Origin of the sequence: Coprococcus hominis (ex Arizal et al. 2022) (assembly GCF_040094675.1) — a bacterium.
Classification (GTDB): domain Bacteria; phylum Bacillota; class Clostridia; order Lachnospirales; family Lachnospiraceae; genus Coprococcus_C; species Coprococcus_C hominis.
On the sequence record NZ_JBBNHG010000024.1, the window covers coordinates 148,048 to 160,987 of the forward strand.

A 12,940-nucleotide genomic window follows, 5' to 3' on the forward strand; every position below is an offset into this window, starting at 1 on the left:
ATGTTCCATGCACCGATTTCACGATTCCGCTTATTCCTCTGTCAGCTTATAAAAATAATCGCTCTTTATCTCCTGTCCGGTAAATATCGCATGCATATCCGCGATCATCGTACCATATCCGGTCGTCTCCTGAAACATATTTTTTCCGGTTCCGTACACATGCCCTTCCTTAACGGCTTTAAAATCCGCAAATAGCGCGTTCTTCTGCAAAAGCTCTGATACGCTCGTAAGCTCACTGTCAATTGTGCTGTTGTATATGATATAGTCTGCATCCTTCGCCTGCTCATAGAATGTCTCCATCTGGATTGTCATAGTTGAAAGCGCATTTTCCTCGTCCGAATCATCAAAGGTAATACAGGTTCCTCCGGCGAGTTCGATCATCTTCGATACATAATCACCGGACTTACGTACATTGACACCACCGTTTGTCGTCACATAAAAAAATGCAACGGTCTTTCCGGTCGGTGCCTCGTTCAAAACGTCTGCGGTCTTCGCCGTCTCTGACGCAAACAACTGCTCTGCAGCATCCTCCGCATCGAACAACGCGCCATAGAATTTCACCCATTCCAACCTGCCAAGCGGATCTGTCTCATAGCTTGAATGTTCCACGATCACTGGGATTCCACAAGTCTCTAACTGCTCTTTTACCTCCGGATTGTGCAGGATCATCGTCGACTCGATAGCAAGATCACAATCCCCGGCAAGCATCTGCTCCACATCCGGCGCATTGTATTTGCCGGCGTAGGCAAGTGTCTGTGCCTGCATCGCCTGCTTTGCCTCCGGGATATACCAGCCATCTTCCTTCGTGCCTGAGAAGGAAAGGTTGTTAAGACGTCCAATCTTCACAATGAAGTCCATGCCGGACGTTGCAGCCAGATATGCGTGCTTCGGTGTTCCATCAATCACTGTAATATCCGAAGGAAGTCCCTCCGGTACATTCTTCCCATCCGGCACAAGCAGGTAATCACCGATATCAGAAACGGAAATAAGTTTATACCCTCCCGTATAATAATCCACGGAAAACTGTGTCGCATAGCTTAAATCCATACTATTTTCTATTTTCAAGTTATCCCAGCGGATATCTGCATCCGATGCAGATGCATCTGTCACTTTTTCTTTTGTTCCTGCATCCTCTGTATATGCAACATTCCCCTGTGTTGCACAAGCACAGGGGAACGTACATAACAGGGCGAACAGGAGTAAAAAAAGAATTCTTCTTCCTCGTCTCAAATTCAACACCCTTACTTTATTGTTTTAGAATCAAAATATAATGTATAGTCGATCTCATGTGGCGTACTCATCGCCGTCGTATCCGCTGAAATCGGCATATTGTAGTCAAATCCGGTAACCGGAATCTCAAATGTAGAATTTCCTTCCGTATTGACCGGCAGATACTTCTCCTCACCGACAATCACATAATCATAGTTTGAAGAACTCATGATAATCGTTGCAGTCGCGATTCCATTTTCCACCTTGATTTTCGTCGGGCTTTCCACCGTTGCACGGCCGGAGCCTCCGGACAGGGTTACCTCAACCGTATATTCACCATCGGCGATTCCTAAATCCTCTGCCGTTTTCATCGACGGATTATCTATGGCATCAGCCGGAAGTGAATCGGAACGGAATACCAGCGTCCGCTCATACCATTTTTCTTTTTTGTTGCTGAATGCGGCACAAGCAATGCCCTCATCCAGCGCATCCACAGGAACTGTAAATGTATGCGCACCATCTGCATCCTCTACATATGGGATATACTCTGACTCATCTGCAGCAACCGCCTCTTCGCCGGTACCCATATACAGATACCGATAGCCTTTTCCTCCCATCGTCATAACGGCGGTCATCTTGCCGTCTGCTACCGTGAGCTTGCAGGCAGTAATGTTGAACATCGAAGAACTTGAATCAACCTCGATGTCATATTCACCATCTGCGACATTCTCTGCCGGAATCGGAACCATCCAATCCTCTACCACGTCACTTGCCGATGCCAGATCCGAACCGGTTGCAATCTGTGCATCTGCTTCGGTTGCCTGCTCTGTTGTCACGGCTTCCGTCGTAGCCGCGGCAGTTGTCTCCTGTGTTGTTGTATCATTTTTTCCGCATCCTGCAAGCAGGCAGGCAAGTACCACGCCTGCTGCAAGACTTACATTCCATTTCTTCACGATTCATTCCTCGCGTTTTTTATTCTATTATTTGTTTAATTTGTCAATAGCTGCCTGTGCATGCTTTACAAAGATATCCTGAATTGCCGGAAGCTCACCAAGACCACGAACGAGACATGTTACATCATAACCTGCATCCTCGAATGTTGTCTTCCAAGAACCTTCCTCATCACCAGCCATATCGTTGTTTGCATGGTCACCGGCTACGATCATCAAAGGCTCAAGAACAACCTTCTTGTAATCGCCTGCCTGTACCTTCGCAAGTACATCATCCACAGAAGGAGTTGCCTCAACCGTACCTACGAAATAGTTCTCAAAGCCGGCGTCTGTCAGCTTATCCTGCATCTTCTGGTATACTTCGTTGCTGTCTGCCTCTGTACCATGTCCCATGAAGCAGATGGCTGTCTCACCATCATCATACTCAGCTGTTGCATCTGTGATAGCCTTCACAACCTCATCGAAGTCCTCATCACTTGTAAGAAGCGGATCACCGATTACAACCTGATCAAACGCATCTGCATAATCGCCTACTTCATTTACAACATCTGTATATTCCAGACCATTCATCAGATGTGTCGGCTGGATTACAAGATTTTTGACTCCGTTATCAACCGCACGGTCAAGTGCTTCTGCCATATTATCAATGGCAATGCCATCTCTTCTCTTTACATGATCAATGATGATCTGGCTTGTAAAGCCTCTTCTGACGGAATAATCTTTACCGAATTCTTCATCAAGCTTATCCTCGATTGCACCGATCGTCAGACGACGGCTGTCGTTAAAGCTTGTACCAAAACTTACAACAAGCAACTCGTTGTCACCAATTTCATCCTGATTACGAACATTATCCAATGATGCATCTCCTGTCTCATAATTCTCATCTTCATCTGCATCTGCCTCAGATGCAGTTGCGTCTGCAACCGTTGCCTCTGTGGTTGTTGCTGCTTCTGTTGCAGCCTCTGTGGTTGCTTCTGTGGTTGCCTCAGTTGTCTCTGTCTTCTTGTCTCCACATCCTGCAAGCAGAGTTGCTGCCATGCATGCTGTAAGAAGTGCTACGCTTAATTTCGATTTCTTCATTTTCTTTCTGTACCTCTTTCCTTTTGTTTTTTATCCAGTCACTTGTTAAGAATCAATTCAGACGCACAGAAAAAAAGCCGCCAGCGAAATCACAAACTGACGGAGCAACAGGCCATAGAACTTAATCTACAACGGTACGACCAATTACTCGTGATCTGGAAATTTTTCCTGTACCAATACACGGCAGGTTTCCTGACTTACCGATCCTCATACACATTCCCCTTCCCAGCCTTGCGGCCAGTGGTTATCTTCCGATATCGAATGTATACTCCCGGCTTACAGTGACGAGATCGTGCAGGACTTCCACCTGCTTCCCTTTTAACACATGTCTGCTTTTCAAACAAAAAAAGCTCCACGGCACCGTATATTATGAATTCAATTCGTCGCAATAATAACACACGCACACGAAATGTACAAGTACAAATTTCATGTGCGTGATACCTTTAAGCTATATTATTCATATCTTTTAGCTATTTTCAAGCAGATCCTGCAGCCGTTTCTCATAGACATAACAGTGTCCATGCGCCTCGATGGCTTTCTCATAGGCTTCAATGGCCATCTTCCGCTCTCCCATCACCTCATACAGGATTCCAAGTTCATAATAACCTTCCTCGCAGCCATGATACCCACAGCTTGAACAAACCTTCATCGAAACCGCCTGTTTCAAATATTTCTCCGCATCTGCATAATCACCGATCACCCGGCAGTATCTTGCAAGCTTGATATAATCAAGCGGTGTCTTCCGGTCTTCCTCCGGTATCACTGCTTTACTTAAATACTCTGCATACTCGGACTTGATCTCTCCATCCCGCAGATAGAGTGCCTGCAACAGTTCCCCATAATAATTGGTTTCTTTATTTAAGTTGACTGCCTTTTTGTATGCATCGACTGCATCCGCATATCTGCCACTCATGATAAGCACTCTGCCGTACTTGCTGTAAATGCTTGTATTATCCGGCTTTAACTTTATACCGAGCTGATACATCTGATCCATCATCAGCGTATCGTCCTCTTCCCCGGCAAGCTCCATCAGAAGACTCGCGCAGTCAAACCGCAGACTTTCATCCGTGCCTTCCTCTGCATAGCTTTCCAGCAGCTGTTCTGCCTCCGGATAGCGGTCTGCTCGTGTGAGTGCGAGACCTGCCTCGATACGAAGCTGCGGATCCATGTCATCTCCGTATTTATGAATTGCATCCAACAGAATCTGACACCCTTCTGTAATCCGGTTCAGGCAGAGCAGCACACGGGATTTAAAGCGGATGACCTCTGTCTTTCTACGGATATCCCGGTCTGACCGCTCCGGCGCGATTGCCAGTGATTGTTCAAAATTCTCTAACGCTTTCTCGTAATCCCGCCGCTCCCAGTAGATAAATCCAAGATTCGTATAATATGCTGCATGCGGTCGTACACAGATCTGATCTTCGTACGCCTTGATTGCAAGATCCGTCTCATGAACCTTCCGATACATATATCCCAGATATCCAAACACATCTGGATTTTTCGGATTGATAGACGCAACCTTCTTATAAACCGCAATGGACTCCTCATTTCGGTTTGCTTCATCATAGAGATCTGCCAGCTCTAACAACAGATCTTCATAATTTGGCAGATCGGATTCATCCGCCTTATAATTTGCTTCTACTTTCTCTAAAAGCTTCAACGCTTCCTCTGATTTTTCCTGTGCACGAAGGTTTAATGCCTCATAATAATCCATCGCATCGCTCTCCGGACGGAACTCCCGGTACTGTGCCATTACATTTTCGGCATCTTCGTACTGCTCTGCCTGCTGGAAGGTCAGTATCTCCTGTATGTACGGCTCCACACCATATGGATAGATCCGTATCGCCTTCTCCGCCGAATAGATACATTCCTGTAGGTAATCTAACATATAACAGCATTTTGCCCGGTAGCAATGCGCCCAGTATTCATCCTCATAGACCATAGATTCATAATCAATATGCTCTAACATCGCATCGCACGCCTTCATACAGTTGCCATACTCCTGCAATTCATAGAGAATCCGGAGATTCAGGATCAGTCCGGTGATCTGCTCCTCATGCTCCGTCTCGACCGGAAGCTGTATATATTCCTTCGCTTTCTCGTACTCTTTCAGGTTATAGTAACAGCTTGCGATCAGTGTATGTGCATACGGATACCGCTTTCTGCGCTTGTTCTGTTCCTCTGTATAGCCGCCTTCTTCCGGCTGTATATCCTCAATTGCCTTCTTCCATCTTAAGAACAATGGCAGTGCCTTCTCCGTCTGTCCGGTTGCCAGATAACATCTGCCCTTCGCATTACAATAGAAGAAGATCTCATCGCCCTCCGGTTCAAATGTATCGAACACCTCCAACGCTTCCGGCTCCCGCTGATTCTGATAATAGCACCATGCCAGATCTAACTTTTTCTGATGATCGTCCGGATGCTCTGCCACATCCTGCTTCCATTTGTCAATGATTGCTTCATTTACCTGCTGCAGCCGGGTAAGGTACGCCATATCCCCATAATTGTTGTGCATCAGCTCCTCAAAGATATCCTTTGCTTTCTCCAGGTCCCCCATCGCATAATAAATATCTCCTAAGCAATACTGCGCGTCTTCATAATCCGGATTCTCCGCAAGGATCTCCTCTGCGACCTGCTTCGCCTCCTCATATCGTTCCAGGCGGTACAGCATCTCACTCTTGATAAACTGCGTCATCTCATCCTTCGGATACCGCGCAAGTTTCGCATCGATCCTGCTTAAAAGTGTCTCATATACAGCCTCTGCTTCCGCCCTTGGTAGTGGTTGTTCCACATCCTTTTCCTGCAAATGCGTATCCCGCATCTGCACATAGATCTCCAGCACATCACCATGTGGATGTGTAAGAGGAAGTTGTTTCAGTCGTTCTAATTCCTTGTGGAGTGCTGTCCGGTTCTCTGGTGTCGGCTCGTCTTGCTTGTCCATCCGCTCAATCTTCATATACTGCTCAATATAATCATCGGCATATGTATAATCTCCGGTCAGATATTCATAAGCAAAGCCGTCCTGTTTCCGCGCCGCTACCCCAAGAATATAAGAAATATAATCCTCCGGGAATTTCACCAGCAGATCTTCTTTGCGCAGGGCGATATCAAACCGGTCCACAATCTCACGAAAAACCGCATCCGGCATCCGGTAATGACCCATCATGAATACAAGCAGCTCCTCTAATGCTTCTGCCTCTGTGTCAAGCGATACAAATGCATCCTCACGAAAAAGCTCTCTCCACGCATCCACACGGATACGGTTCGGATAATCGTTGTATAGTTGTTCTAATTTATCGGTAAGCTCCGTCCTCGGCGGCTGTAAGCCTTCCGAAGCTTCGTCATCCATATCCTCCGGCAACGCCTCCTGCCTTTCACAGCTTGCAATCGCCTCCTCATAGGCATTCCGAAGCTCCATGAAACCATCTGCATCCTCCTCCGGATTCACAGATTTTAACCGCTCACGATACGCCTGCTTGATTGCACCCTTATCGTCTGTCTGACCGATTCCAAGTATTGTCCATATGTTCATAACCCCTGCCCTTGTACCTTTCTTCATTCTACATCGATTTGCTACTTTTTCGTTGTCTCATATAACATACCATCATCCGCAACCATATCCTTCTAATCGTTTGGCTGCAATAAAACTAGCTACTGCTGTGCTCATGGACACGGTCTGCTTTTGTTATTACTGAGTTGCAAACTGAAATTCTCACCTATCCTAATGTCATTATCATAACAGCAAAAATTACTGCTAAAATCGTGTCAATAATAATAAGAGTTCTCCTATATTTATTTTGATATTCCACTCGATTCATGATTTTAGCCTTTTGTTTTTCAGTCATCCTCCAGTCTGATGGAAAAAAAGCACATATCAGAAAAATTAACCACATAAGGAGTCCTGTAAAAGAGAGAATAACTAAAACTCCTGAATCATTAACTCCTATAACACCTCTTACAATAATCGCAGTGATTAGGATTAACAATGAACAAATAGCCATTATTTTTTCAATTTTTGTCATCTTGCCTTCCATACTTGTTCCTCCTTCAACTTCAAATAAACACGAGCTTTTATATCTCGCCTCTCAAACGTGCTTCTATATCAGATGCCGTGTATAAAACATCCGTTACAATTACTCTTTCGTCACAAATTGTGTAAATCACTGAATAATTATCAACGAGCATTCTACGCAACTCCATTCTCTTTTCCGGCTCCGAATCCATAATCCTAAATCGTTCCGGGAAAGTGTCTAATGTAAGTATTTCATCCGCAATACGATCATATTGTCCCATTGCATTTTCAGAAGCCAGCAAATCTATAGCAATATAATTGTATATATCTTCCATATCCTGCAAAGCTTCTTCTGTAATCTCTACTTTATATTGCTTCATTAATGCCTCTCTCTAAATGCCGCAAAAGCACTAGCTGCATCCTCAACATTTCCTTTTTCTATATCTGCATATCCTTTTTCTAACTTTTGATGAATCTGCGTAACAGACATCATATCTGCATTTACTGAACTAGCTGCTTTTGGCAATACAACAGAAAAGGGAATTCCTCCTACTAATGATATTTGTTTTAAATACATATCTATCGCAGTAGCCATCGGTATCCCTAATTGCTCTAGTACACTTTCTGCATTTTCTTTTACATCTGGATTTACTCTCAAATTTAATGTTGCTGTTTTTCCCATAGAATACACCTCCATTTTTCTTTATTGTAACGCTTTTTGCGTTACAAATCAATCTATGAAATATACTTTCGATGCGATAGCTTCACATTGTTTTGATTAACCACAACCGCCGTTTTTACCTTATGGATTCTCTTCATCGGGCTTTTAATAATATAATCTTCCTCCTCTAACCATGAAAAAAATGTGGAAAGGCTCCTGCGAACATTATCTATAGTAACCTTTCCACAATTATTAATCGATTGATACTCTAACAGGTACTTTCGTAGCATTTCTGTAGATATTTTTATAACCGGAACATCTACTGTTTCCAACATTCTCTGGATATTACACCTATAATAACATATCGTCTTATCCGAACAGCCTTCTAAATGTTTAGCCGTTAGAAACATATCCAGGAATTTCTCATTACGAGTTTGTAAATAATCAGGCACACGATTTTCCGACAAACGATTAACCAACACTTCCTGTAGTTTCTGCATCTGCGATGCATTCAATACCTCTGCCATATCATTGATAATGTTATAGATTTCCTTTCCCATAATGAAACACTCCTTTTTTTGTAGGAGTATATCGTAGAAAAATCAACACTTCAACAGAGCGTATTACTGAAAGTTTCACTTTTATTATTGTTTCTTGTTTGAAACTATACTGCCGATTACCTGAACAATTAGAGCCGTTCCTAAACCAACTACGCCGCCTGCTAAAATAATCATAATAATTTCATCATAATCAAATCGGTTTGCAGCAAAAGACCATATTCCTGCTATGGTTGCAAATATTAAAACAAACCCTAAGTACAACGTCTTAACAGTCTTTCTATTCGTTGTTGATACTGGTTCTATTCCTTTAAGAATATAATCCGTTGTGACTTCAAAAAGTTCGCTCATAGCGATTACTTTTTCTAAATCGGGTGTGGTTTGTTCACTTTCCCATTTTGATACTGCCTGTCTTGATACGCCAACCTTATCAGCAAGTTCCTCCTGCGAATATCCTTTTTGTTTTCGTAAATATTGTATTCTGTCTGCTATATTCATTGTCAGTTCTCCTTTCCTTTTGACTTGACAAAATCATAGCAATATTTTAGGTTGCATTACCACCACCTATGCTTGGAAATTTGTCAACCAACGGTTTCAATCAAGTTTTTCAGTTCAAAAATGTATTAAACAATTTGGAAAATTCAAAGCTTACGCTTCTTTCCAATCTCTCAACAAGCTGAATTTTACTTACTTTTCTTCTCTTTGTTGCGTTTTACTAATGCAATGATTAAGTCTGCAACTCCGGCACATAGCCATATAATAGCCAGCGCAGTATGTTCTGCTAAAAACCAAGCTGGCGATGAAACAAGCAATATTATTGCCATAATAAAAATTTCCTTGCTACTCATAATCATCCTCCGCAGTCGAGTAGACCAGTGCCTCACGACACTAGCCCCGCACAAAACCGTACGTGCGACTTTCTCGCATACGGCTTTTCATAATAACATTCTTATTTCTTTATCTTGGACGAGCCAAAGAATCCACCCAGTTCTATCTCCGCATTATATTTAAGACTATATGCACCATCGCCATTGTTAATGGCTCCCGCTATCTCTCTAATTTCTTTTTCAATATTTTCTAATGTTTCATACCAACCAAGTATTGTTGTGTGTTCTCCCCAAAAAGTCACTTTGTCAATTTCCAATAAAACATACTCTGGCTCATCTTTATGAGGAAATATTATAGCTCAATTTATGTTTTCCTTCCACCAACCTACTTTTGCATTTACGCAACCTTAAGTTGCGTCCCTTGCTTTACGCCATATTCCCATTATTTAAGCAACAGAAACTGGAATTTAATAATTAGTTTTTTTCGCAATCAAAACTCCAACAGGAGCTAAACCGCCATCCACCAAATTCACTTTGACGACTGTAAAGCCATAATCCGTAATAAACTCACAAAAATTTTCCTTGTTCCATTCTTTATATGCTTTAAATCCTGTAATAGACATCAATCGCTTTCGTAAACCACTTGATTTTTTCTCTGCCCATAAGAAGGTTGGTGCGTACAAAATACCATCTTTTTTTAATACTCTACGAATTTCCTGCATTGCTTTTTCAGGCTCTGGCATAATGTGCAGTGCATTTGAAATTACTACACAATCAAAATTTTCATTCTCATATGAAAGTGCCGTTGCATCGGCTACGCAAAAACTAAGTTTTTCTGTTGTACCTCTCCTTTTCGCTTGCTTAATCATATTTTCCGAAAAATCGGTTGCCGTCCAGCTATTAGTACAATCAGACAATGGGAAAGATAGCTGCCCTGTTCCACAAGCTAATTCTAATACATTCATATCAGATTTGAGATAATCTCTAATATATCCGCAGATTGCATTATAAAATTTCTTATCTGACTCCATCAAAGGTGCATATATTTTTGCAAGTCGTTGCCAATAACCCTTGTTTGCCTTGTCTTTCATATCAAAATCTCCATTTTATTCAATAATACAAATCCCGATTGAGATTTCACCTGTTTTAGGGAATTTAATAACTGTTATATTTTGTTATTAAATTCTCTGCAAACCCTTGAAAACACTGGATTTATCGCAGGTGAGCTTTCCCTTATTGTTTCCCTTGTGTTATATCGTCCCGTCAGCGTTTACGAACTCTGATAAGGGCAAATACAAGGGCAAGAAAAATCTATAAAACAGTATAACACAAAATAAAAGTGACATGGTGAACTGATTGAAATGCTTCTGATTTTTGTAACAAATGACTGATTGAATGATAAGGAGATTCTATACGATGAGAACAATATTTGCAGAATACAATCCACACAGAAACAGCATTGATATTTATACTTCTGCTGGTTATATGCTCCGCATTGACTGTTGGGAAGCCGAAAAGGATTTAAAAACCACACCCGGATCAGACTGTGCATTGAACGCACTTGCCATTGATAAACCGCTTGAATATGCAAAATTATATCTTGATGAAACAATGCAGATATGGGTAGATGCAGAAGATTCATTAGAACTATGGTGATTTTTTCAACAGCACTAAGGTTACTTTTTCCCAATCTCATTTATTGAGAATCGTCTTTTTACCGTGCATATATATTCAATATCTTTTTATCTATTATAATGAAATCAAGGGCTGGTCTAATGCCAGCCCTACAAAAATGAAAATTCACATAGAAAATAAATTTACAATTTTTCCGATATAAACCTGTTATCAACAAATACAAACATAATTTATATTATCGTATCTATTGATATGATATGTATTTCAAAGAGTTACCAGAAGTTTTTGAAAACTTTTCCCTTGTGATATTATCTAAAGCTCCTAATTTTATACTTTTCCCATGATGGAGCAGCTTATTTGACCGTATCTCTAGCACCAAAGATGTTGTATTCTATACTGATACATCAATAGAATTGCGAACTAACCTATTACCATTTTTGACAAGCGTAGATTCCACTGATTCTCTTGTAACGTTATCAAGAATGCTTGTATCAAACTTTTGTCCCGGCTTCCAATTTGGATTAGCCGATTTCACTGCTGCATACATAGCAGCTCTATACTGTCCTTCGTATTGCTCTAAAGTCCATGTACCACTTAAACGTTTGTCTTTACTTACGCTTAACTGATAATCCTTAAAAATATCTGAACGCTTAGTTGTATCACCATTTGAAATACCGTTTTCCTTAATAAATTCCCTCTTCACATTATCAAACATCTTTTGACGATATTCCTCGGATACACTCGTGAGCTGCTGCCATGATGTACCTTTTCCGGTAACATCCATTCCCGCCACTCCATTTGCATTCAGTAAATCGCCATCCGAATCAAATTGCTTCATCAGATTCTTAATAATGGTATCTCTTCCACCGAATGTTTCATATATCAATCTTTCTTCTGCTGACATCATGGCTTCATTTTGCATAATACCAGATAACCAGCCTTTTTCTTTCAAAGCCTTATATTGTTTACTATTTGTGTTGATACCATTATAGGTATTGCCTAATCCGCTGATATTCATTGACATATAAAACCTCCTTGTAAATAAATTCAAAATCCGTTTAGAATTAACTCAATGCTATATAGTATATATCGTCATAAATCTCCAAGAAATAAGTTTCACTGTTAAGTGCCCTCTTGATTATACAGGTGGTTGTTGCGTGTTCTTCGTTCCTCTTTGGATAACTTTTGACGCAACCTCTTTTCCAAGTTCTCAAACTGGCGGATTTTCTTCTTTCCATCCTCAATCTCGGCTGTCCCTTGTGGGTGTCAATCAAAATTATTTTTCTTGGTCTGCGTCAACCGTTCCAACACCGTCATCAGTATATAGCTCGGCTGGAATTGAATTGACAGCAAGTTGTTTTTCTGGCGGTATCGAATTATACCACTCAAGCCATTCAAGGGTTTCTTCGGATAAGTCCGATTTGTTAAATAACTGTCCTTCAAATTCAACCGTTTCATTTTCAGCATCTTCCATATGACTATATAAGAAATATTTACCATCAATTAAAACCACAATATTATTTTCATATTGATATACTTTAGCACCTACAATATCGTCATTGGCTTGGAAATTCTCTTTTGGCTCTTGCGATGAGCTAACTTTGCTTTCGATTTCCCCTAAATAAGTGAACTGGCTTTCTTTATCTGTAAAATCGAGTTGACTATCCGTATATTGATACAACTTGTTATTTACATAAACCATAGGAGCCAAATCTCCAGAAATAGGGGGATTAGAGCCATTAAGTAAACGCGGAATTGTAACTACGCAAATTATAAGGCAAAGACAGGCTGCCATAATTCCCCACTTTATCCATATAGGCTTTTTCATTTTCGTTTTGTAGTTGAGTGCTTCATCAACATATTTTGTATCAAGCTCGCTCATAGCGTCAGAAAATTTCTTTGCGTTCATACGAATACCTCTCTTTCAATCAAGGGTAGTGTCAAAAGACTACCTCTTTTTTGTTCTAAAACCTTTATTTTAGGGAGTTTGCAAACAAAAAGAGCAATCC

The 12,940-nt window shown here is 41.2% G+C and carries 15 protein-coding genes and 1 riboswitch; of the genes, 1 reads left to right on the plus strand and 14 read right to left on the minus strand.

Features of this window, described 5'->3' with window-relative positions:
- Window positions 1–30 precede the first annotated feature (30 nt).
- The 12 genes from AAAT93_RS03155 to AAAT93_RS03210 all read right to left on the minus strand — a co-directional run bounded on the left by AAAT93_RS03155 (window position 31) and on the right by AAAT93_RS03210 (window position 10,387).
- Entirely contained in the window at window positions 31–1,230 is a 1,200-nt protein-coding gene (locus AAAT93_RS03155) for an ABC transporter substrate-binding protein (protein WP_420315029.1), read from the minus strand.
- An 11-nt stretch (window positions 1,231–1,241) separates the two neighbouring features.
- The gene (locus AAAT93_RS03160) at window positions 1,242–2,162 is read right to left on the minus strand and encodes a hypothetical protein (RefSeq protein WP_227572716.1); all 921 of its coding nucleotides are present in this window, start codon (window positions 2,160–2,162) and stop codon (window positions 1,242–1,244) included.
- Window positions 2,163–2,189: 27 nt separating this feature from the next.
- Complete coding sequence (locus AAAT93_RS03165; RefSeq protein ID WP_227572714.1) at window positions 2,190–3,239, minus strand: sirohydrochlorin cobaltochelatase; 1,050 nt, start codon at window positions 3,237–3,239, stop codon at window positions 2,190–2,192.
- 165 nt (window positions 3,240–3,404) lie between these two features.
- Window positions 3,405–3,619: riboswitch (cobalamin riboswitch) on the minus strand.
- An 86-nt stretch (window positions 3,620–3,705) separates the two neighbouring features.
- A complete protein-coding gene (locus tag AAAT93_RS03170; protein WP_227572712.1) occupies window positions 3,706–6,771 on the minus strand; it encodes a tetratricopeptide repeat protein in 3,066 nt (1,021 codons plus the stop codon).
- A 184-nt stretch (window positions 6,772–6,955) separates the two neighbouring features.
- Window positions 6,956–7,273 carry a hypothetical protein gene (locus AAAT93_RS03175; protein ID WP_021984426.1) on the minus strand — a complete coding sequence of 106 codons (318 nt, stop codon included), beginning with the start codon at window positions 7,271–7,273 and terminating at the stop codon, window positions 6,956–6,958.
- Between the two features lie 37 nt (window positions 7,274–7,310).
- The gene (locus tag AAAT93_RS03180; protein WP_021984425.1) at window positions 7,311–7,631 is read right to left on the minus strand and encodes a type II toxin-antitoxin system RelE/ParE family toxin; all 321 of its coding nucleotides are present in this window, start codon (window positions 7,629–7,631) and stop codon (window positions 7,311–7,313) included.
- Window positions 7,631–7,933: a type II toxin-antitoxin system RelB/DinJ family antitoxin gene (locus tag AAAT93_RS03185; protein WP_177981672.1), complete on the minus strand. Its 303-nt coding sequence runs from the start codon at window positions 7,931–7,933 to the stop codon at window positions 7,631–7,633. The genes AAAT93_RS03180 and AAAT93_RS03185 overlap by 1 nt, the downstream gene beginning before the upstream one ends.
- 53 nt (window positions 7,934–7,986) lie before the next feature.
- Window positions 7,987–8,472: a phage integrase N-terminal SAM-like domain-containing protein gene (locus AAAT93_RS03190; RefSeq protein ID WP_227572710.1), complete on the minus strand. Its 486-nt coding sequence runs from the start codon at window positions 8,470–8,472 to the stop codon at window positions 7,987–7,989.
- Between the two features lie 84 nt (window positions 8,473–8,556).
- The gene (locus tag AAAT93_RS03195) at window positions 8,557–8,967 is read right to left on the minus strand and encodes a helix-turn-helix domain-containing protein (protein ID WP_177980688.1); all 411 of its coding nucleotides are present in this window, start codon (window positions 8,965–8,967) and stop codon (window positions 8,557–8,559) included.
- Between the two features lie 185 nt (window positions 8,968–9,152).
- Complete coding sequence (locus AAAT93_RS03200; RefSeq protein ID WP_177980689.1) at window positions 9,153–9,317, minus strand: hypothetical protein; 165 nt, start codon at window positions 9,315–9,317, stop codon at window positions 9,153–9,155.
- 101 nt (window positions 9,318–9,418) lie between these two features.
- Window positions 9,419–9,613 (minus strand): hypothetical protein, encoded by a 195-nt coding sequence (locus AAAT93_RS03205; RefSeq protein WP_177980690.1) that lies wholly within the window; start codon window positions 9,611–9,613, stop codon window positions 9,419–9,421.
- 150 nt (window positions 9,614–9,763) lie between these two features.
- Window positions 9,764–10,387, minus strand: a complete 624-nt coding sequence (locus AAAT93_RS03210) for a class I SAM-dependent methyltransferase (RefSeq protein WP_012740435.1) — start codon at window positions 10,385–10,387, stop codon at window positions 9,764–9,766.
- A gap of 325 nt (window positions 10,388–10,712) precedes the next feature.
- Here AAAT93_RS03210 and AAAT93_RS03215 point away from each other — a divergent pair, with 325 nt between their 5' ends.
- Window positions 10,713–10,952, plus strand: a complete 240-nt coding sequence (locus AAAT93_RS03215) for a DUF6061 family protein (RefSeq protein ID WP_008115692.1) — start codon at window positions 10,713–10,715, stop codon at window positions 10,950–10,952.
- A 370-nt stretch (window positions 10,953–11,322) separates the two neighbouring features.
- Here the strand turns inward: AAAT93_RS03215 and AAAT93_RS03220 are convergent, their stop codons facing one another.
- Together AAAT93_RS03220 and AAAT93_RS03225 are read right to left on the minus strand one after the other, a co-directional pair.
- Window positions 11,323–11,949 (minus strand): DUF3879 family protein, encoded by a 627-nt coding sequence (locus AAAT93_RS03220; protein WP_008115691.1) that lies wholly within the window; start codon window positions 11,947–11,949, stop codon window positions 11,323–11,325.
- Window positions 11,950–12,207: 258 nt separating this feature from the next.
- Window positions 12,208–12,840, minus strand: a complete 633-nt coding sequence (locus AAAT93_RS03225) for a hypothetical protein (RefSeq protein ID WP_055264414.1) — start codon at window positions 12,838–12,840, stop codon at window positions 12,208–12,210.
- Window positions 12,841–12,940: the final 100 nt, after the last annotated feature.

Coding starts and splice junctions, on each gene's coding strand:
- AAAT93_RS03165 (WP_227572714.1), bottom strand. CDS start 3,239: ATGAAGAAATCGAAATTAAGCGTAGCACTTCTTACAGCATGCATGGCA.
- AAAT93_RS03170 (WP_227572712.1), bottom strand. CDS start 6,771: ATGAACATATGGACAATACTTGGAATCGGTCAGACAGACGATAAGGGT.
- AAAT93_RS03175 (WP_021984426.1), bottom strand. CDS start 7,273: ATGGAAGGCAAGATGACAAAAATTGAAAAAATAATGGCTATTTGTTCA.
- AAAT93_RS03180 (WP_021984425.1), bottom strand. CDS start 7,631: ATGAAGCAATATAAAGTAGAGATTACAGAAGAAGCTTTGCAGGATATG.
- AAAT93_RS03185 (WP_177981672.1), bottom strand. CDS start 7,933: ATGGGAAAAACAGCAACATTAAATTTGAGAGTAAATCCAGATGTAAAA.
- AAAT93_RS03190 (WP_227572710.1), bottom strand. CDS start 8,472: ATGGGAAAGGAAATCTATAACATTATCAATGATATGGCAGAGGTATTG.
- AAAT93_RS03195 (WP_177980688.1), bottom strand. CDS start 8,967: ATGAATATAGCAGACAGAATACAATATTTACGAAAACAAAAAGGATAT.
- AAAT93_RS03200 (WP_177980689.1), bottom strand. CDS start 9,317: ATGAGTAGCAAGGAAATTTTTATTATGGCAATAATATTGCTTGTTTCA.
- AAAT93_RS03210 (WP_012740435.1), bottom strand. CDS start 10,387: ATGAAAGACAAGGCAAACAAGGGTTATTGGCAACGACTTGCAAAAATA.
- AAAT93_RS03215 (WP_008115692.1), top strand. CDS start 10,713: ATGAGAACAATATTTGCAGAATACAATCCACACAGAAACAGCATTGAT.
- AAAT93_RS03220 (WP_008115691.1), bottom strand. CDS start 11,949: ATGAATATCAGCGGATTAGGCAATACCTATAATGGTATCAACACAAAT.
- AAAT93_RS03225 (WP_055264414.1), bottom strand. CDS start 12,840: ATGAACGCAAAGAAATTTTCTGACGCTATGAGCGAGCTTGATACAAAA.